Below are 18,642 nucleotides of genomic sequence, written 5' to 3'. Positions count from 1 at the left end.
GCGCAACCGGCTGGGGCCATGCACGACCATTGGAACCTCGTGGCCGATATCGGCGGCACCAATACGCGGCTTGGCGTTATCACCAATGGTGAGCTGACAGATCTGCACAAATACCCCACCGGCAAGCTGCCCGAATTGCTCGAAGCCTTTCACAGCCTGCGCGACGAGATCGGAACCGACCCACGGGCCGTGGTTGCCGCCGGGGCAGGACCTGTCCGCAACGGTACAATCAGGCTGACCAACGCCCAACTTGATCTGTCAGAGGATGATATCGCTCAGGCAACGGGCGCCCGACATACCTTTGTGATCAACGACTTCACTGCCGCTGCGTGGTCTGTTGCCGAGATTACGGGTGACGATGTCGAAGTTCTGCAGGGGGCTAAGCACCCGCCGACAGGCACACGTCTGGTCGTCGGGCCTGGAACCGGGCTAGGTGTCGGATCGCTGCTATATTCGAATGGCCGCTATCACACGGTGTCCGGCGAAGGCGGCCATATCGGCCTCTCGCCCCGAAGTCAGGACGAGGTCGAAATATTCAACGCCGCGCGGCAGGTAGCCCCCGAGTGTTTCTTTGACGACACCCTGACACTTGAGGCGGAAATGTTCCTCAGCGGTACGGGTTTGCCAATCCTCTATCAGGCCATCGAACTGGCAGGGGGTCGGGCAAAGGCCGAGCCCCGAACAGCGCGCGATATCCTTCAGGATGCACGCGACGGAACCGATGTCCATGCCGTCAAGGCCGCGCATATGTTCACCACACATCTAGGCGCGGTCATGGGCGATCTGGCGGTCGTCATGATGCCTTCCGGTGGCGTGTTCCTTGTGGGCGGCGTGGCCGAAAAGAACCGCTGGCTGTTCAAGGACGCCTTCCGAGACGCCTTTAATGCCGGAGGCCGGTTCAGCGAGTTGCGCCGATCCATGAACCTGTATGTCTCGGAACAGGATGAATTTGGCATTGTTGGCGCTAACAATTTCTGTAAAAATGCGCTAAGGCGGTAGTCTGACCGCACGTTTCAGAAACAGAAAGGTCCCGGCATGATCCTATGCTGTGGTGAAGCCCTGATCGATATGATCGAGACGCCCACGATCTCGGGCGAACTGGGGTTTGTGCCCCATTCTGGCGGTGCGATTTTCAACACGGCTATTGCCCTGGGTCGATTGGATACGCCGGTGGGTCTGCTGACCGGGCTTTCGTCTGACATGTTCGGGCAACAGCTTATGACCGCCCTCAAGGCCAGCCATGTTGACTCCGACCGGGTAATCCACTCGGACCGCCCGACAACATTGGCATTTGTACAGCTCAAGGATGGGCAGGCAGCCTACAGTTTCGTCGATGAAAACTCGGCCGGACGGATGCTGACGCCAGAGGATATGCCAATCCATCTGCCCTCGGTCTCGGCGCTGTATCTGGGCGGGATCAGTCTGGCATGCGAGCCTTGCGCAGATGCCTATGCGGCGGTGCTTGACCGCTTTGGATCAGAGCGCGCCGTCATGTTGGACCCAAACATTCGCCCGGATTTCATCCGGGATCAGACCCGGTATCGCACCCGGCTGAACCGCATGATTGCGCAAGCGGATATCGTCAAGGTCTCGGACGAAGATCTGGACTGGATCATTCCGGGCCCAGAAAGCCTTGCTGAGAAAATTCCGCTGTTGCTGCAGGCAGGACCTTCGGTGGTGATCGTCACCCGGGGCAGCGAAGGCGCGATCGGGTATCTTGCGGACGGGTCCGACGTTTCTGTTCCCGTAAAAAAGGTCGAGGTCGTCGACACCGTTGGCGCCGGTGACACTTTCAACGCAGGCGTCTTGTCCGCCCTAGATCAATCAGGCCACTTAACAAAACCCGAATTGCGCACATTGCCAGCAAACGCCTTGCGCGCAGCCCTTTCGAAAGGGGCGGAAGTCGCCGCTGTAACCGTCGCGCGCGCCGGGGCAAACCCGCCCTGGGCCCATGAACTCTGACCCAACGAAGAAGCCGATGAAACGTTCCGAAATCAACGAAATCAAATCCGAGGCCGAGGCCTTTATCCGTTCCTTTGGCGCGGTGCTGCCGCCCTTTGCGGGCTGGTCGCCCGAGAAAATGCGCAGCGAACAGGCGGCCGGTATCCGTGAACGCGGGCTTGGGTGGGACATAACCGACTATGGCCAGGGTCGGTTTGACGAACTTGGCCTGTTCCTGTTCACCCTACGCAATGGCGATGTCAGCGATCTGAACAAGGGGCAAGGCATGCTCTATGCCGAGAAACTGCTGGTGTCGCGGGACAAGCAGCTTTCGCCGATGCACCGGCACATCGTCAAAGCCGAGGATATCATCAACCGGGGCGGTGGCGATCTGGTGATGGAAATCTACGCCTCAGACCCTCAGGGCGGCATTGACCGCGATACCCCTGTGACCGTGCCTAGCGACAACTGCCCTGTGACGCTTCAACCTGGCGAACTGCTGCGGCTAAAGCCCGGTCAAAGCGTGACCTTGATGCCGGGTATCTGGCACGCGTTCTGGGCGGAAAAAGGCGATTGTTTGATTGGCGAAGTGTCTACCGTCAATGACGACCGAACCGACAACGTCTTCGAACAGCCGATCCCTCGCTTTGCGACAATCGAGGAAGACGCCATCCCGGATTTCCTGCTGGTTGCGGATTATTGACATTGGCGCATAGGCGCGCTGGCACCGGCTTTGAACCCGATAAGCCCCTTTTACTAAATCGGAAAATCAGTCTACCATGGGCGATACTGGCACGCTGATAGTGGTCCGCCGGGAAGGAGCCTGAGCAATGGTGACAAAAGCCGAGCTTGAAGCAGAGATCGCAGAGTTGCGGCGGCAACTTGCCGAGCAGCCAACTGCAAAAAACGCTTCGCCAGATAAAGGGGCTGACGCCCCGCTGCACGAAACCATCGCCGACCGGCTTACAGATAACCTCGAATCCTGGTCCACACAGCTTGACGATATACTTGAGGAATTCGAAGATCTGCCGCACAGAAAATCAATTCTGTTTGCCGCTGGTATTTTTGCCCTAGGCTACATGCTTGGCCGGTCACGCTAGGAGACGCCCATGAGCCGCATATCCCGCAATGTCTCAGTCATTTTGCGCGCTGAACGCTTGATCGCACGCGCACAGCTTGCGATCACCGTGAAACGGGCCGGGTTTTACCTAGCCGCCGGAGTGGCGGTGGGCCTGGCGATCATCATGCTGAATCTCGCCGGATTTTTCTGGCTTTCCGCGACCCTGTCGAAACCCGTTGCTGCGATACTTGTTGCGGGGACCAATCTGGTACTTGCTTTGGTTCTGGTTCTGCTCGCCAATTCGATAAACCAACACGGCGATGCCTCGGCCGCAGTCGAACTTCGGGATATGGCGCTGCAAGACATTGAATCCGAAATCAGGGAATCCCTGGCCGAGGTCCAAAACACCGTAGCCGGAATTCGCCGCGACCCGGTTGGCGTACTGGCGCCCGAAGCCATCACGGCCTTGCTGAGCATGCTGCTGAAATACGCCCGGCGCCGGAAAGAAACGCCGAACGAATAAGACCTACTCCAGAAAATTCACCGCAGCCTGCGCGATCACCATCTCCTCATTTGTGGGGATCGTCAGAATCCGGACACGGCTGAAATCCGTGGACAGAACTGTTCCACCATCGGCATTCCTGGCGTGATCCATTTCGATCCCGATCCATCGCATTCCATCACACACCATCTGCCGGATCTGGGCCGCGTTCTCACCAACGCCACCGGTGAAGACAAGCGCATCAATCCCCTCAAGTGCGGCGGACAGGGCGCCAAGCTCTCGCCGGATACGGAAGACGTAATAGTCGATTGCCTTTCGGGCTTCGGGCGTATCAGCGGCCAACAACGTGCGCATATCCGATGATATCCCCGACAGGCCCAGCAGGCCGGATTTTCTGTACAACATTTCGGCAATCTCTTCTGCGGTCATTCCGTCCTGCTGCAGCATATACAGCACGACACCTGGATCCAGCTGACCGCAGCGCGTGCCCATCGGCAACCCGTCAAGCGCCGAGAACCCCATGGTCGAAGCCACAGCGCGCCCACCTGAAACCGCGCACATGGATGCCCCGTTTCCAAGATGGGCGATAACCACACGGCCATCATACAGACCCGGTGCCGTTTCTTTCAGCTTGTTCGAAATGTAGTCATAGCTCAGCCCGTGGAACCCATAGCGGCGAACGCCTTTGTCATAGTAGCTTTTCGGCAAGGCAAAGGTGTCGTTTACCCACGGATGGGTGCGATGAAACGCCGTGTCAAAACAGGCAACCTGAGTTGTTCCGGGGAAGGCAGCGCTGGCTGCACGAATACCCGAAAGACTGTAGGGCTGATGCAAAGGAGCAAAAGGAATAAACCCTTCTAAAGTGTTGATGACGGTGTCATCCACGCGCACAGGCTCGGAATAGACCGTTCCCCCATGCACTACGCGATGACCTATTGCGCACACATGAATGTCAGGAAGATATTCCCGCGCCATTTCAAGAAATGCGTGGATCGCTTCATCATGGCTTTTGGTGCTCGACAGGGGACGATCTACTGATCTGCCGCCTGCCGACTGGGCCAATAGGCGTGGTGCATCACCTAAACGTTCTATTTGTCCGCGCCACCGCATGCTGGGACGGTTGTCATCAACCAGTTCGTACAGCGCGAATTTCAGTGATGAGGACCCGGCGTTCAGTGCCAGAACATGGTCAGCCATGGAGTTTGCCTTTACTTGCATATGCATGAAGCGCCGCCACCGCGCAGGACGCCAGACGCGAGTCGTCATCATCCGAACGCGAGGTTAGGATAATCGGAGCAGCAGCCCCGACCACGATCCCTGCCGCCTCGGCATGAGAGATGAAGGTCAGCTGTTTCGCCACCATATTGCCTGCTTCTATGTTTGGGGCGACAAGAATGTCCGCAGCACCAGCCACCTCGGACGTAATCCCTTTGGTGCGTGCCGCATTCAGATCGACCGCGTTGTCCATAGCCAGGGGGCCGTCAACCAACCCTCCTGTGATCTGACCCCGTTCGGCCATCTTCGACAGCAAGGCGGCATCAACTGACGACGCCATGCGCGGGTTGATCGTCTCAATGGCTGAAAGCACGCCTACCTTTGGGGTCTCAATCCCGATGGAATGTGCCAGATGGATTGCATTCTGAACAATATCAGCCTTGGTTTCGAGGTCAGGGGCAATATTCACGGCCGCGTCAGTGACCATGATCGGACGCGACATCCCCGGAACATCCATAACGAATATATGTGACAGCCTTCGCCCGGTTCTCAACCCGTTTTCGCGGCGCAGAACCGCGCGCAACAGGTCATCGGTGTGCAAATGCCCCTTCATCAGTGTTTGCGCCCTGCCCTCAACCACCAGGTCAACCGCGCGATGGGCGGCGGCTTGGTGGCCATAGGCCTCGATAATTTCAAATCCGGACAGATCGGCACCCAGTGCCTCGGCTGCGGCAGCGATCTTGCCGGGATCACCCACAAGGATCGGCGTGATAATGCTGTTGCTATACCCCAGCAAAGCACCCCCCAATGAGTTTGGCTCTTCAGGTGCAACAACAGCAGTTGGCATCGGGTCAAGGGGTCTGGCTTTCGCCAGCAGCGCTTCGAAATGTCGGTGGCGTTGTACGATAAGTCCCGGCACCTCGATCGAATCGAATTCCATATGCTTTGCGGGCGGCGTGACTCGGACATCTCCGCTCAGGACCAGGGTGCTGTCGCCAACACGCCGAACCTCGGCGGTGCAGATAACATCACCATCGTCGGATTTTTCTGTAACCCGAACAACTGCGGTCAACTCATCTCCGGCCAGAACGATCGCGTGAAACCGTAGATTGGCCGCGCGGGTCTGGGTTCCCGCGCCCGGCAAAATATTCCCCAAGACAGCCGCCACCAGACCGGCGGGCCAAAGCGCAGGGGCCACCGCCTCGGGGTGTCCGTCGCCGTCACCGTCATAGGCCGCCAGATGCAGAGGATTGTGATCCCCCGATGCCGAGGCGAAGGCGTAAAGATCGTCAACCGTGCACAATCGTGTCAGCTGGGCTTCGTCTCCGACCTCGAGCTGTGAAAAGGTTCGGTTTTCCTGGATCTTCATTTTGGTCAGGCCTTTTTTCAGACGGTGCATCGGCATGCCTCGGAATTGGCGGCGGGTCGGAGCGGGGCATTCTCGGTCACTATTCGACCTGCGCCAAATCCTCCAGATCGGATGACGGATCCATACCTTCGCCAGTAACACGTTAACCTACCTCTAGCCGATCCTCTGCTGACGGCAATAGGCCGGACAATGTTTCAACAGCCCAATTTAAAATGATGGTTTGTTCGACAACAGCACTGCCCGGACCCTCCGAAGGAGTACTGCGCCTGAGGTGGCTTGCCATCCACACCGTCAACCAAGAATAGTTTTCACAAATTGCGAGTTAAATTTTTGATTTAAGAACCACTTTTGACATATATACGATCCGGCCAAACACTTTGCCGCCCTTAGACCTGTTTCCACTAGCCAGTAATGCGGGGGCAAAAATGGGACGGGCATTCACATCTGCACAGGCAAAAACCTGCGGAAGCTGGTATTCAATGCGGCAGACCGGGCATATTGGTCTGATGACCCTGTTTGGGCTACAGCGCCGCTGTCCAAACTCTGTAACGTCCTTGCCCTGTCACCTCGCGGATCAAGCCCCTCCGGCTGAAACGGTCAATGTTGCGCTGAACCGCAGCGCGTGAGGCTTTAGTCAGCTCTTCCGCCAATGGGGCCGAAACCATTGGCCAAGCCGTAAACACGTCGATCAGTCTTGGTGGTGTGCGCCCGCTCAACTCTGCAGTGGTCTCTCTGGCGCGTTGCTCCCAGGCGCTGACCCGGTCCAGGTGCAGCAAGGCGGACAATACCGCCTGCCCTGTTCCCCTGATCCAGGTAGCAAGCTTTTCTGATGGTTCACCAACACCTCTCAACGCACCCGGACCCGACAGAACCAAGGGCATGAACACAGCCCCGCCCCGCCCCATCTTGGCCGCATGACGGGCGGCAATGATTGCAGCCTCGGTATCCTGTCCGATGCCTTGAGACAGGGCCCGCCAGGCATGAAAACCGATGGCGGCCTGCGTCACCGGGTGCAGCCCCTCGGAATTGCGCATGACTTCGGCAAGATCGGCGATGGCTTCGGGGACTTCGTCAATCCCCTGCGCAATTCGATCTAAAAAGGCTGTCAGGCCAATCTCCCACCCGCCATCCGATGGCGCGGCGCCGGATGTTAGCCGCCGTACGGCCCAACCCGCGCGGTACAGGGCCTGCACATCATCCCCGGTTGCACCAATGCGAAGCCCGGTCCAAAGCGCCAGCCGATCAACGCTGATCCGGTCGCCGGTCCACCATCCCAAATCGGATACATCCATCAGCGCCAGCCGGTGTGTCCACCCATCCGGACCGGCGCGCAAACGTTCGTCCAAGGCGCCAAAACTAACTGCCAGATCGGCCAGTTCCAACGACAGATCTGCCTGCGCCGCACGCCAGTCCCTGGGATCAAACAAAAGACTGCGGTCGACCCTTGGACCGGGCGGCAGGAAATCCTCGACGGCCTCTTCGTCAGGTGGCAGGAACCACAGATCATCCTCATCAGCGTCGTCATCATCATAGATGCTGCGCGGGCCGAGGGGGTCCTCGTCCTCATCCGGATTGGGAATGACGGGTGTGGTGGTCATGTCCGCTATATTTCTGGTATTTCCGCAGGTTCACAAGGCGTTTTTGACGCCACCTCAGCTTGCAAAGGTCGCGGTCAGAATATCCAGCTTACTTTCCAGGTCAGTCTGATCGCTGTCACCAATCAACATATAGCCATAACCGTCTTTGGACCAGGTGGCCGTCGCCAACCCGCTGAGCACTGCCTCTTTCAAATCCTTGCTTGGCGCGCCTTCACCCTGACGAATGACACAGAAGGCAAAAGGCTGGCCCTGTTCATTCGCAAAGACCACTTGAACCAACGGTTTGCCCCTGAAGGACAACACCTGCGCACGCTTCAATTCCATCCCCGGCAACGCCTCAAGAGTGTCACGTCTCAAGGACAGACCCAGCTGTGCCTCGGCCTGATCAAACTGAGTTGTCAACGCCTGTTCCGAGCTGTCCATCCCCGCGATCGTGTCCGCCGCATATAGTGATTGATAGATCGCCGCCTGCTCAGCCCACCCCATGGGCTGAGGCCTGGTTACCCAATATGTGGCCGACACAGAAATCACCGCGACAGATGCAGCTACTGCCAACAGGCGCAGAGGACCGCCACTGGTTTTTATCTCGGCATTTGGGTCAGGCAAAACCACCTGGGGCATCTCGGCCGGGACATGTTCAAACACCGCTTGCACCACCGGTGCGAATGGATCGAGCTCCATCAGGCGCGCCTCAAGCTCGGGTTCGGCCGCAACCGCAGCTTCTATCGCCTGAGCCTCGGCTTCATTCGCTTTGCCTTCCAGGTACGCTTTGAGAACTTCATCGGAAAACTTCATTTGCGACTCCGTCGAACGGCATCTGCCGCCTCATGCTGCATCACGACTTTCAGTTTTTGTCGCGCATTGGACAGCCTGCTCATGATCGTTCCTATTGGCACCTCCAGCAATGCTGCGGCCTCGCGGTAGCTATAGCCTTCGACATAGACCAGCATCACCGTTTCTCGCTGTGCTTCTGGCAACTGCATCACTTGGGTAAACACTTCGGCGGCGAATATATTCGTTTCCGAGTCCGGTCCGGATGCAATCAGCTCTGACTCTGGGGTCAACGACAGTGCCTGTGCTTTTCGGACCGAGCGTGCACGCAGCTCATTCAACCAGATTGAACGGCAGATCGTCATCAACCAACTGTCCAACCGCTCAAATGACGTGACCTGGTGGTGGCGTTCAAGCGCACGCAGGCAAGTAGCCTGCAACAGATCATCGGCCACATCGGAAGCACCCGACAGGGCAAGCCCAAACCGCCAGACGCGCCTCGAATGCGTCTGGATCGCGCCGCGCACGGCCTGCTCGGAACTCAATTCACCGACCATAGTTTGCTTCACGACCTCTATCATTTTCACGAACCAGGTTCGCTGGGTCAGGCCTGACATACCCTGCGCGGGAAAGAAATGGAACTTATGTTGAAAAGGAAAGTACCATGCGGTCTTTGAAATTTCCCGTGATCTGATCGGAAATCCGCATGCTCTGATCGAAACATCCTCACTAGGAACGGAGTCTACATCCAGACAGCCGGATCAAGGAGATGGGTTTAGGTCGCGAAGATACACGTACATATCCTGCGCACTCTATTTTCTGGATCGTTGTTGTGAGGTCAGATTTCAGGCATGGAGCCGCTTCACGACTGCGCTTCATCTAGGCGTTTGATCTCTGTGCAGATATACTCGGCCAGCTTTTGTTGAAATGCTGTGAGGTTCCGGTCTTTTCGTTGAACAAGATAGATCGGAAAGGCCAGCGACATCCCCGGTGTTTTTATCTCTCGTAAAGACCCGTTTTCCAATTCGTCTTTAACAGAAGACCAAAACAGGAATGAGATGCCCGCCCCTGCCCGGACGGCCTGTTTGATGGCTTCGCCATGTCCAAATTCCAGTGTGACATTGCTTCTGATTATTCCATGAGTCATCAGCGCATAGTCTTCGAGATCGCGCCGGGCAGTATTTGTCCTTGCGGTGACAAATGGAAGGTCCTTCAACTTCTCTGGTGTCACCTGATTGCCAACAAAGGTCGTCTTATCTGACCCCGCCAAGATCAATCTTTCATTGTACAACGGCGTTACATCAAGCCCGCGGATTCCGTGAATCTGGTCGACAATCGTCAGTCCAAAGTCACATTCGCCTCTCAATACCTGCTCGCTGGCCAGTTTTGGGCTCGCAACCTGCACTGAAATATCACTCTGTTCGTGGTCCGTTTTGAACTGAGAAACAATGGACGGCAGGATGTATGACCCCAAAGTCATTGACGCGGCGATTGAGGCGTGCCCAACCGCGCCGGATTTGCGATCCTGAAGTTCCTGCTCAAGCTCTCGTGTCTGCGACACGATTTCCTTGGCCCAGACGTATATGCGTTTCCCATCTTCTGTCAGCGCTATCCGCCGCCCATTGCGCTGCGTAAGCTGCACCCCCAGTTTTTCAGAAAGCGCCTTGATATGCGTTGTTACAACGGGCTGTGCGATGCTGCATTCCTCAGCAGCCCGCGAAACGCTTTCTAACTCGGCGACGTGACAAAACACTTCAAGCTTGTGAAGTGTTAGCTGACTGATGAGTGACCGCATCTGTTGACCCTCGCCCTTGGACTTTTTTGTTCTGATGAGCTTCCACTGTCATATCTAGTATATGATATGAATTACCCCTGTACTATATATTTTTCATCAGGCGTCAGCGTTTCTATTTTGCATCCCAACTTGGCTTGGAGATGTAGATGCCTCTTGATCACGACTCACAAAACGACGCTCGGCTAATTGATGCGGCTATTAACGAGTTGGTTTTGGCCAATAGAATTCTTGCGCGTGAAGACGTTATAGACAGTTTTGGGCACGTCAGCGTGCGCCACCCGCTGCGGAAAGATCGCTATTTTCTGTCCCGTTCGCGCAGCCCTATCAATGTGACTCGCGAGGACATCATGGAGTTCACTTTGGAAGGTGAACTTATCGGCGAAGATCATCGTCGGCCATATAACGAACGACATATTCATGGGGCGATCTACAAAGACCGACCCGATGTGAACTCGGTGGCGCATCATCATGCGCGCTCGATCATTCCGTTCACAATGAATGATGTGTCCTTGCGTCCGATCTTTCACATGTCGTCAGTCATTGGCAAAGAAGTTCCGACCTGGGACAGCCAGGACGAGTTTGGTGACACCAATATGTTGGTTGACCGGATGGATATGGGCCACTCTCTTTCGCGTGCGCTTGGGCAAAACAGTGTTGCCCTGCTGCGTGGCCACGGCTGTATCTGTGTGGCTGCAAACATCCGGGCAGTTTGCATGGTTGCGACCGGTCTTAAAGACAATGCCGCGCTAGTTCAGCAGTCGCTGGCGCTGGGTTCCCTCAAACATCTGACAGATGGTGAAATCGACAAAACCAGCGCGATGCTTTTGGGCGACATGCCCCTGGCCCGGGCCTGGGATTACTGGGTGTCGCGTGCGGGCTTCGCCGGCTTGTAACAAAGCCGAGCCGCGCATTTCCGGCAAATGGATATAGCTAAGAGCGTTGCCTGTGTGACCTCTTGCCAAAGTGACTAAGGAGGCAACAGTGCCAATAGAGCCTATTTTGATTGCAGGTGCCGGAATCGGCGGCTTGGCCGCCGCAGCTGGTCTTGCCCGCAAGGGTTTTCGTTCGATCGTTGTCGAACAGGCCCCCATTTTGGGAGAGATCGGTGCTGGTATCCAGATCGGACCAAATGCCTTTCACGCTTTTGACTATCTGGGCGTTGGAGACGAAGCGCGATCCAAGGCCGTGTATGTCGATTCACTGCGTCTAATGGATGCTAAGAACGGGAATGATATCACGACAATCCCGCTGGGTGAGGACTTCAGAAAACGTATGGGCAACCCATACGCTGTTGTTCACCGCGCCGATCTGCACTCGGTCCTACTGGATTATTGCGAAGCAAGTGACCTGATCGACATTCGAACGAACACACTTGTTAGCGGTTACGAACAGGATGGAAAATCCGTCAGCCTCAAGACATCTCTGGGTGTATTCAAAGGCGCTGCGCTGATCGGTGCGGAAGGGCTTCGTTCACCAATCCGAGCCCAAATGATCGGAGATGGCGAGCCCAGAATTTCAGGTCACACCACATATCGAAGCGTCATTCCCACAGAGCAGATGCCTGAAGATCTGCGCTGGAATGCTGCAACATTGTGGGCTGGCCCCAAATGCCACATCGTGCACTATCCGCTGAAGGGCGGGAAGGTTTACAATCTGGTTGTCACCTATCACCGCGACCTGCAGGAGCCTATTGCAGGTCGACCCGTTAGCCGCAAAGAAGTGATGCAGGGCTTTGAACACATTGCCCCCCGAGCGCGTCAGATCATCGAACACGGTCAGGACTGGAAGCTTTGGGTGCTTTGTGACCGCGATCCGATTTCCAACTGGCGCGATGGTCGCGTGGCTCTCTTGGGCGATGCGGCTCATCCAATGCTGCAGTATTTTGCTCAGGGCGCATGTATGGCGCTCGAGGATGCTGTCTGCTTGTCGCATTGCATGGAAAACTATGGCGACAACATCGAGAACGCGTTGGAAACCTACCAGAACCAACGCCGGGTTCGGACGGCACGTGTTCAGATGAACTCGCGCCTGATCGGCGACTATATCTATCACCCGGACGATGCGCAGGCCGCCGTACGCGACCACGTAATGTCGAACATGACACCCGACGAATGGTGCGACCAACTTCATTGGTTGTACGGATCGAATGGACTTGAAAATTAAAGGATAACAGATGGGCTACGTTTTCCCCCCTCAAAACACCGTAACCCTTCCGGTAGCTGGCAGCGATGATCGTCTGCCAGTGCGCCGTATTTTGTGCGTCGGCCGGAACTATGCGGCACACGCACGCGAAATGGGTAAAGACCCTGACCGCGATCCGCCGTTCTTCTTTTCGAAACCCGCTGATGCAGTGGTTATGGACGGCGAAACCGTCGCATACCCGGCTGAGACCGCCAATTTCCACTACGAAGCGGAATTGGTCGTTGCGATCGGCAAAGAAGGTCGCAACATTCCAATGAACAACAGCCTCGATCACGTCTGGGGCTACGCTGTCGGCAATGACCTGACCCGCCGGGACCTGCAGCTTGCAGCCCGGGAACAGGGACGCCCCTGGGACATGGGTAAGTCCTTTGACCGCTCGGCCCCGATTGGCCCGATCCACCCGGTTTCGGCCGTTGGCCACCTGTCAACCGGGGAAATCAAGCTGACCGTCAACGGAGAAGTTAAGCAGCAGGCTGATCTTTCGGAATTAATTTGGTCCGTTCCCGAAATCGTTTCGATCCTGTCCAGCTTCATCGAGCTAAAACCAGGCGACCTGATCATGACCGGCACGCCGGCAGGTGTTGGATCGATGGATCCTGGTGATGTCTGTGTCGTCAGCATCGAAGGGCTGGGGCACATCACCACAACAATCGGGGCCGCTGAATGAACTTTCAGCTACATAACTTCTTCAGGTCTTCAACATCGACGCGTTTGCGTGCGGTGTTGAACCTGAAAGGGTTGGACTACGACTATATCGCCTATGTTCTTCGCACGGGCGAAACCAGAAGTCCCCAATATCTGGCTATGAACCCCCAAGGGTTGGTTCCTTGCCTTGTACGGGAAGATGGCACGGTCATGACCCAATCCCTTGCCATCATCGAATGGCTGGATGAGGTTTATCCCGAACCTGCACTTTTTCCTTCCGATCCAGACGGAAAGGTGCAGGACCGTGCGCTTGCCTATATGATTGCATGTGACATCCATCCGCTGAACAACCTGCGCGTATTGCAATATTTGGGCAGTGAATTCGATGCGGATGAGGAAAAGCAGAAAAGCTGGTTCACACATTGGGTGAAAACCACACTTGATGCGTTTGAACAGACGCTGGCGTCTCGGGAAGAACAATCAATCTATTGCTTGTCCGAGACACCCGGATTGGCCGATGTCTGTTTGTATGCGCAAATCTGGAACAATAAGAGATTTGGCATCCCGATGAATGATTGGCCAAACATATCGCGTATTTACAAAGCATTGGATGCACTTCCTGCGTTCCGAAATGCGGCGCCACCGAACCAGCCCGATGCAGTATAATGAAAGACTTTAGGAGACTGTTTTGAGTTCCGATACCAGCCACGAGAACGTTGAGCATTCAATGCAGCCCGAAGACAGCCCCGAGCTGCGCAATTTGTACAAGAATTTTGCAGACGAGCATATCATTCCGCTCTGGACTCAGCTTGGGGATTTGATGCCGATGCATCCCAAGCCGAAGGCAGTTCCTTATGTTTGGAAGTGGCAAACGATCCTGCCTCTGGCAGAGGCGTCTGGTGATCTTGTCCCCGTCGGTCGGGGTGGCGAGCGTCGCGCGTTGGGATTGGCCAATCCCGGCCTTGGCGGCAACGCATACATAACCCCCACGCTTTGGGCAGCGATCCAATACTTGGGCCCCAAGGAAACCGCGCCTGAACACCGCCACTCACAAAATGCGTTTCGTTTCGTTGTCGAAGGTGAAGGGGTTTGGACCGTTGTCAATGGCGATCCGGTTCGAATGAGCCGCGGAGACCTGTTGCTGACACCAGGTTGGAACTTCCATGGTCATCACAACGATACCGACAATCCCATGGCCTGGATTGATGGTCTGGACATTCCGTTCAGCCAGCAAAACGATGTCGGATTTTTCGAGTTCGGATCGGATCGGGTAACCGATTATGCGACGCCGCGGTTCTCACAAGGAGAGCGTCTGTGGTGCCACCCAGGTCTGCGGCCATTGTCGCAACTGCAGAACACCGTTTCGTCGCCAATCGGCGCATATCGCTGGGAGTTCACGGACCGGGCGCTGACAGAACAGCTTTTGCTGGAAGACGAAGGAAACCCGGCAACCATAGCGCCGGGCCACGCCGCGATCCGATATGTGAATCCAACGACCGGAGGCGATGTGATGTCGACAATCCGGTGCGAATTCCATCGTCTGCGTGAAGGAACAAATACCCAGACACGACGCGATGTCGGATCAACCGTGTTCCAGGTATTCGAAGGCAGTGGTGCGGTCATCATAAACGGTGAACGTCGCGCGTTGGACATCGGCGACCTGTTTGTGATCCCGTCCTGGGTTCCATGGGCCTTGGAGGCGGAAACACAATTTGATCTTTTCCGTTTTTCGGATGCCCCGATTATGGAACGGCTCAACTTCGCGCGCAGCTACGTTGAAGGCCAAGAGTGACCGATAATGCACGGCAAGACCACCGAGCAAGAATGGGTTCTGGCGCCAGATTTGATTCAGATCTGGCACCAAAGCAAGACTTGCTTCTAGCCCGCCGCGGCACCGCATTTTTTGCACGCTTATTAAATGATCTACCCGATACCGCTTTATCAGCGGACAGCACTGTGCCTGGTTGGCAGCGGCGACATGTCATTGCTTCAGTCGGTTTGCACGCCCGGGACATGTGCGAAACGATTGAACGTGTTCGATCTGATAGCCCCAGCTTTGAAACAACGGTCCCTGGGCGAAATGACATACATGAATACGCAACAATTCCAGCCCGCGCGCTTCATCATCTCTTCAGCCACGCGGCCGTTCACTTAAATGTAGTTTGGCGTGACTTAACTGATTTCGAATGGGGAATGTCCGATCCTCAGACCTCAATATCGGACACGCCTTCCGAACGTGCAAAGGTCATATGGGGCGCGGCGCTTGACTTGAATGTCGGGGCTGACTCCGCTGTATTTCCAGATCAGGCCCGGGCCCTTTTGGAAGAGCGCCATCACCAATAGACGGCGAGTGGATCCGTCTGAATATCGCTTCTGATCGCTGGGCGTGAATGCACATCAAAACAGCGACGAAAGTCCATTCGACTTCAATCTATGCGCGATCTACGAATGCTAGATAGCAATTCGAATCTCTCGCTTTGCATCCCCCAAAAGGCGTCAAAGTTTCTCTTTTGGTTGTCAATCCTGACGAACTTCAACCCCAGTTTGAAAATCTATGACAGAATTATCATTTTAAAGGAAAAACACTGTATTTTTAAAAGTGTTTTCTTTGTATTTGGGAATTCTGTACTATATAATCTTCCCAATACTCATATTTAGGGATTTCTAGGGAGGACCTCATGAATACCAAGACACCACTAATGGGCATGGCCTTGGCGGCGTGTGCTACCATGGCAATGGCAGAAGAACAGGACACTCAGGATGGCGGCCAGCAGGGCCAGCTACCGGTTGGGATTGCTGCGATCTACAACCTTGGCGGGTCTGGCTTGCTGGAAAGCTATCTGTCGAATGAGCCGTTTGGCATAGCTCAGACAAGGATTGGGGTCGCGCGCGCTGTTACCGGTGTCGCGCATGCAGGAGGGCCAACATCCGGATATGAGACGTCACCTGTCTCGGGCATCATTGATATTCATGCGTTGAAGATGATCGGGCCGGATTCCTTCATTCGGTTTTCGACTGAATACGTCGCCACAGATGGTGATGGCAGCATCGTCGTGGTAGACGCCGACACCATTCGTCTCGATGCTCAGTACGTCAAATTTTTTGATGTGAATACGATGCTTGCATTCGGCGCCTTTTACGAAAACACCGACATCGAAAACATTGGCGTTGCCGATTTGACCTATGGCGGATGGGGTTTGCGCGCGGATGCCTTGAAGCAATTCAATCCAAATTGGGGCATGTCGGCTCGGATGGAATACATGTTCGGCGAGACTGATATCTCGCTGCCGGTAAGCCCAACAGCCACATTGACCCAAAACCAGGACGATGATCGCCTGTACATCCAATCTGAACTTGTCGGCCGGTTTGATAAGTCAGACTTGAAATGGTTGCCCCAAGGATGGGTGTTGAACCCAATCTTTGGCGTTTTGTACCAACGGGCATGGATCGAAGAGACTGCTGACAGCTTTGGCAATCTGGCGTCAGGTGTCGATGGTCCGGACGAGACCTATAGCACAATCTGGGCCAAGGCCAGGATCTCAAAAGAGCTGAGACCAGGAACTTGGTCACCCAAGGCGACGTTGGGCCTTGAACACGAGTTGGTCAACGACTTGGATGAGTACCTTGACGAACCGACCTACGGTGTTGTCGGGCTGGGGATTACGCATCTGACGAATTCCGGCGGCTATTTCGACCTGACATATTCCGGTCGCCTCGGCCTAAACGGTGTGCGCCGGCAAAACGGGCTCACTTTTGCCTTCACCAAGGCGTTCTGATCTATCGAGAAAAAGGGCGGCACATCTGTGCCGCCCATTGCCCAAGTACAACAACATTCAATAGCTGCAGAAGAAAGCCAGCCCTCATAGACGATCCGGCGGCTACTTTTGATAGGCTGTATGTTCTCGTCACCCAGTTCTAGTGCTCTGAATCTTGTAACGTATGAAGCACGCGTTGCATCAGGCTCACAAATTGCTCCCGTTCGTCCGGAGCAAGGTCTTTCAATGCCAAATCGTTGACTTTCGTCGCAGCTTCGTAGGCATCGTCGCGGATCGATTTGGCTTTTTCTGTCAGAAAAATGAACTTTGCGCGGCCGTCTGTAGGGTGATGTTTACGCGAAATCAAACCATCACGTTCCATTCTGTTCAACGTGTTCGCCATAGTCGCCTGCTCGATGTCCAGCTTGTCGACAAGTTCCTTCTGCGTCTGCCCATCCTTCTGCCACAGCGCAAGTAATGCGGGGAATTGTCCCGGCACTATGCCCAAAGGTTCAATACGTCTGCGCAATTCCTCAAAAAACAAACGAGCCAAATGGTTTATGAGGTACCCGGGCGAAGACGTGTGATCAAATTCCATAGAACCTTTTAGATTTGCATAGCGGTGGATGCAATGATATATAGCAGGCTATGCACAGCCAAGTGTACGACACGCGCAACTGCATAGAAGGACTATCCAGATGAAAACCCGCATCCATGCCACCGCCGGTGGCATCGCGTTTCTAACAATTTTGACATTTTGGACGTCGAGTGTTTTTTCAGAACTGTTCCTTGATCATGAAGCCATTGCATCGGTGAAGACCATGATTTTGCGGGGTATGTTTATCCTGATACCCGCGATGATCGTTGCGGGCGGCTCTGGTATGGCGCTTGGGAAAAACCGGACGGACCAGCTGGTATTGGGCAAGAAAAGGCGCATGCCGTTCATTGCCGGAAATGGAATTCTCGTCCTTATCCCATGTGCATTTTTCCTTTCCAGCAAGGCCTCGGCAGGAGAATTTGACACTGTGTTCTATGTCGTACAGGCCGTCGAACTTCTTGCCGGTGCAACCAACCTCAGCTTGCTGGGGATGAATATACGGGATGGGCTGCGTATGACCGGCAAGATCGGCGGCGGTTCTAGCGTTGCGGACAAAACCGCGACAATCCGCGGTCTTCCGGATGGCCCCCTTCTGGCCAGAGAAATCCCCAGATTGACCGATGCTGACGGTTCCGATGTAGCCGTGAAAAAATCTTTGGCCTTGTGTCGTTGCGGAGCGTCAAAGTCCAAGCCTTACTGTGACAGTTCACATACTGGTATTGGCTTTAGTTCAGCGGTGTCCAAGGATCGAACCCCGGACAAGCTGACCGCATATCAAGGCAAGGATATCACAGTTCACTACAATCGCCTGTTGTGTTCCCATGCGGGGGAATGCGGCCGCAGATTGAAGTCTGTTTTCGACTCGAGCAGAAAGCCATGGATTGAGCCTGACAATGGCGACGCCAACGCAATTCGCGAAATTGTTGCAGCCTGCCCTTCCGGCGCGTTGTCCTGGAGCGAACCAGGTGGCGAGCCACAGCAACCCAGCGTCGACAACCCCGGCATTACAATCGAGCGTAACGGACCCTTTCGGGTAACCGGAGTTGACTTGCAGGATGTTCAGTGGGCTGAGGGCGCGTCATCCAATAAATACGTCCTTTGCCGGTGCGGTGCTTCCAAGAACAAACCATTCTGCGATGGGTCGCATGTCGACATTGGCTGGGAAGACAGCGCTGAGTGAACTCGAAATTC

Annotated in this window: 20 protein-coding genes; 13 read left to right on the top strand and 7 right to left on the bottom strand. The window is 55.2% G+C overall.

From position 1 onward, the window contains the following. Positions 1 to 18: 18 nt before the first annotated feature. From AC2FHX_RS12250 to AC2FHX_RS12230, 5 genes are all read left to right on the top strand, one after another. On the top strand, positions 19 to 999 hold the full coding sequence (locus AC2FHX_RS12250; RefSeq protein ID WP_496702090.1) for a glucokinase: 981 nt from the start codon (positions 19 to 21) through the stop codon (positions 997 to 999). A 36-nt stretch (positions 1,000 to 1,035) separates the two neighbouring features. Continuing rightward, positions 1,036 to 1,962 (top strand): carbohydrate kinase family protein, encoded by a 927-nt coding sequence (locus tag AC2FHX_RS12245; RefSeq protein ID WP_496701952.1) that lies wholly within the window; start codon positions 1,036 to 1,038, stop codon positions 1,960 to 1,962. A 16-nt stretch (positions 1,963 to 1,978) separates the two neighbouring features. Next, a complete protein-coding gene (locus tag AC2FHX_RS12240) occupies positions 1,979 to 2,644 on the top strand; it encodes a D-lyxose/D-mannose family sugar isomerase (RefSeq protein WP_496701954.1) in 666 nt (221 codons plus the stop codon). 127 nt (positions 2,645 to 2,771) lie between these two features. Next, a complete protein-coding gene (locus AC2FHX_RS12235; protein WP_496701956.1) occupies positions 2,772 to 3,041 on the top strand; it encodes a hypothetical protein in 270 nt (89 codons plus the stop codon). A 9-nt stretch (positions 3,042 to 3,050) separates the two neighbouring features. Next, a complete protein-coding gene (locus AC2FHX_RS12230; RefSeq protein ID WP_496701958.1) occupies positions 3,051 to 3,524 on the top strand; it encodes a hypothetical protein in 474 nt (157 codons plus the stop codon). Between the two features lie 3 nt (positions 3,525 to 3,527). On the opposite strand, the gene AC2FHX_RS12225 is transcribed toward AC2FHX_RS12230, so the two are convergent. The 6 genes from AC2FHX_RS12225 to AC2FHX_RS12200 all read right to left on the bottom strand — a co-directional run bounded on the left by AC2FHX_RS12225 (position 3,528) and on the right by AC2FHX_RS12200 (position 10,251). Next, the gene (locus tag AC2FHX_RS12225; protein WP_496701960.1) at positions 3,528 to 4,700 is read right to left on the bottom strand and encodes an acetate/propionate family kinase; all 1,173 of its coding nucleotides are present in this window, start codon (positions 4,698 to 4,700) and stop codon (positions 3,528 to 3,530) included. Then, positions 4,693 to 6,087 (bottom strand): bifunctional enoyl-CoA hydratase/phosphate acetyltransferase, encoded by a 1,395-nt coding sequence (locus AC2FHX_RS12220; RefSeq protein WP_281972984.1) that lies wholly within the window; start codon positions 6,085 to 6,087, stop codon positions 4,693 to 4,695. Before AC2FHX_RS12220 ends, AC2FHX_RS12225 begins: the two co-directional genes overlap by 8 nt. A gap of 521 nt (positions 6,088 to 6,608) precedes the next feature. Continuing rightward, on the bottom strand, positions 6,609 to 7,685 hold the full coding sequence (locus tag AC2FHX_RS12215; RefSeq protein ID WP_496701962.1) for a helix-turn-helix domain-containing protein: 1,077 nt from the start codon (positions 7,683 to 7,685) through the stop codon (positions 6,609 to 6,611). 54 nt (positions 7,686 to 7,739) lie between these two features. Further along, positions 7,740 to 8,480, bottom strand: a complete 741-nt coding sequence (locus AC2FHX_RS12210) for a hypothetical protein (RefSeq protein ID WP_282027170.1) — start codon at positions 8,478 to 8,480, stop codon at positions 7,740 to 7,742. Continuing rightward, positions 8,477 to 9,073 (bottom strand): RNA polymerase sigma factor, encoded by a 597-nt coding sequence (locus AC2FHX_RS12205; RefSeq protein WP_246097204.1) that lies wholly within the window; start codon positions 9,071 to 9,073, stop codon positions 8,477 to 8,479. Before AC2FHX_RS12205 ends, AC2FHX_RS12210 begins: the two co-directional genes overlap by 4 nt. A gap of 245 nt (positions 9,074 to 9,318) precedes the next feature. Next, entirely contained in the window at positions 9,319 to 10,251 is a 933-nt protein-coding gene (locus AC2FHX_RS12200) for a LysR family transcriptional regulator (RefSeq protein WP_496701964.1), read from the bottom strand. 146 nt (positions 10,252 to 10,397) lie between these two features. Here AC2FHX_RS12200 and AC2FHX_RS12195 point away from each other — a divergent pair, with 146 nt between their 5' ends. The 7 genes from AC2FHX_RS12195 to AC2FHX_RS12165 all read left to right on the top strand — a co-directional run bounded on the left by AC2FHX_RS12195 (position 10,398) and on the right by AC2FHX_RS12165 (position 16,874). Next, positions 10,398 to 11,144, top strand: a complete 747-nt coding sequence (locus AC2FHX_RS12195) for a class II aldolase/adducin family protein (protein ID WP_496701966.1) — start codon at positions 10,398 to 10,400, stop codon at positions 11,142 to 11,144. Positions 11,145 to 11,232: 88 nt separating this feature from the next. Then, positions 11,233 to 12,414 (top strand): 3-hydroxybenzoate 6-monooxygenase, encoded by a 1,182-nt coding sequence (locus AC2FHX_RS12190; RefSeq protein ID WP_496701968.1) that lies wholly within the window; start codon positions 11,233 to 11,235, stop codon positions 12,412 to 12,414. Positions 12,415 to 12,424: 10 nt separating this feature from the next. After that, a complete protein-coding gene (locus tag AC2FHX_RS12185; protein ID WP_496701970.1) occupies positions 12,425 to 13,120 on the top strand; it encodes a fumarylacetoacetate hydrolase family protein in 696 nt (231 codons plus the stop codon). Next, entirely contained in the window at positions 13,117 to 13,764 is a 648-nt protein-coding gene (gene maiA, locus AC2FHX_RS12180) for a maleylacetoacetate isomerase (RefSeq protein WP_496701972.1), read from the top strand. Before AC2FHX_RS12185 ends, maiA begins: the two co-directional genes overlap by 4 nt. A 22-nt stretch (positions 13,765 to 13,786) precedes the next feature. After that, entirely contained in the window at positions 13,787 to 14,890 is a 1,104-nt protein-coding gene (locus AC2FHX_RS12175; RefSeq protein ID WP_496701974.1) for a cupin domain-containing protein, read from the top strand. Positions 14,891 to 14,922: 32 nt separating this feature from the next. Then, on the top strand, positions 14,923 to 15,441 hold the full coding sequence (locus AC2FHX_RS12170; RefSeq protein ID WP_496702092.1) for a maleylpyruvate isomerase N-terminal domain-containing protein: 519 nt from the start codon (positions 14,923 to 14,925) through the stop codon (positions 15,439 to 15,441). 335 nt (positions 15,442 to 15,776) lie between these two features. Beyond that, entirely contained in the window at positions 15,777 to 16,874 is a 1,098-nt protein-coding gene (locus AC2FHX_RS12165) for an autotransporter outer membrane beta-barrel domain-containing protein (RefSeq protein WP_496701976.1), read from the top strand. 139 nt (positions 16,875 to 17,013) lie between these two features. On the opposite strand, the gene AC2FHX_RS12160 is transcribed toward AC2FHX_RS12165, so the two are convergent. Beyond that, the gene (locus tag AC2FHX_RS12160) at positions 17,014 to 17,451 is read right to left on the bottom strand and encodes a MarR family winged helix-turn-helix transcriptional regulator (protein ID WP_496701978.1); all 438 of its coding nucleotides are present in this window, start codon (positions 17,449 to 17,451) and stop codon (positions 17,014 to 17,016) included. A 100-nt stretch (positions 17,452 to 17,551) separates the two neighbouring features. On the opposite strand from AC2FHX_RS12160, the gene AC2FHX_RS12155 reads away from it, so the two are divergent. Then, a complete protein-coding gene (locus AC2FHX_RS12155; protein WP_496701980.1) occupies positions 17,552 to 18,631 on the top strand; it encodes a CDGSH iron-sulfur domain-containing protein in 1,080 nt (359 codons plus the stop codon). The last annotated feature ends 11 nt before the right edge of the window (positions 18,632 to 18,642 follow it).

It is taken from the genome of Ruegeria sp. CDSC042 (assembly GCF_059610745.1).
Note: the sequence above shows the minus strand (reverse complement) of the source record. Positions and strands in the feature narration are given on the sequence as shown.

Excerpts from the sequence above, each read along its gene's own strand:
- AC2FHX_RS12250 (WP_496702090.1), top strand. The coding sequence starts at position 19 with ATGCACGACCATTGGAACCTCGTGGCCGATATCGGCGGCACCAATACG.
- AC2FHX_RS12245 (WP_496701952.1), top strand. The coding sequence starts at position 1,036 with ATGATCCTATGCTGTGGTGAAGCCCTGATCGATATGATCGAGACGCCC.
- AC2FHX_RS12240 (WP_496701954.1), top strand. The coding sequence starts at position 1,979 with ATGAAACGTTCCGAAATCAACGAAATCAAATCCGAGGCCGAGGCCTTT.
- AC2FHX_RS12235 (WP_496701956.1), top strand. The coding sequence starts at position 2,772 with ATGGTGACAAAAGCCGAGCTTGAAGCAGAGATCGCAGAGTTGCGGCGG.
- AC2FHX_RS12230 (WP_496701958.1), top strand. The coding sequence starts at position 3,051 with ATGAGCCGCATATCCCGCAATGTCTCAGTCATTTTGCGCGCTGAACGC.
- AC2FHX_RS12225 (WP_496701960.1), bottom strand. The coding sequence starts at position 4,700 with ATGGCTGACCATGTTCTGGCACTGAACGCCGGGTCCTCATCACTGAAA.
- AC2FHX_RS12220 (WP_281972984.1), bottom strand. The coding sequence starts at position 6,087 with ATGAAGATCCAGGAAAACCGAACCTTTTCACAGCTCGAGGTCGGAGAC.
- AC2FHX_RS12215 (WP_496701962.1), bottom strand. The coding sequence starts at position 7,685 with ATGACCACCACACCCGTCATTCCCAATCCGGATGAGGACGAGGACCCC.
- AC2FHX_RS12210 (WP_282027170.1), bottom strand. The coding sequence starts at position 8,480 with ATGAAGTTTTCCGATGAAGTTCTCAAAGCGTACCTGGAAGGCAAAGCG.
- AC2FHX_RS12205 (WP_246097204.1), bottom strand. The coding sequence starts at position 9,073 with ATGTCAGGCCTGACCCAGCGAACCTGGTTCGTGAAAATGATAGAGGTC.
- AC2FHX_RS12200 (WP_496701964.1), bottom strand. The coding sequence starts at position 10,251 with ATGCGGTCACTCATCAGTCAGCTAACACTTCACAAGCTTGAAGTGTTT.
- AC2FHX_RS12195 (WP_496701966.1), top strand. The coding sequence starts at position 10,398 with ATGCCTCTTGATCACGACTCACAAAACGACGCTCGGCTAATTGATGCG.
- AC2FHX_RS12185 (WP_496701970.1), top strand. The coding sequence starts at position 12,425 with ATGGGCTACGTTTTCCCCCCTCAAAACACCGTAACCCTTCCGGTAGCT.
- maiA (WP_496701972.1), top strand. The coding sequence starts at position 13,117 with ATGAACTTTCAGCTACATAACTTCTTCAGGTCTTCAACATCGACGCGT.
- AC2FHX_RS12170 (WP_496702092.1), top strand. The coding sequence starts at position 14,923 with ATGGGTTCTGGCGCCAGATTTGATTCAGATCTGGCACCAAAGCAAGAC.
- AC2FHX_RS12165 (WP_496701976.1), top strand. The coding sequence starts at position 15,777 with ATGAATACCAAGACACCACTAATGGGCATGGCCTTGGCGGCGTGTGCT.
- AC2FHX_RS12160 (WP_496701978.1), bottom strand. The coding sequence starts at position 17,451 with ATGGAATTTGATCACACGTCTTCGCCCGGGTACCTCATAAACCATTTG.
- AC2FHX_RS12155 (WP_496701980.1), top strand. The coding sequence starts at position 17,552 with ATGAAAACCCGCATCCATGCCACCGCCGGTGGCATCGCGTTTCTAACA.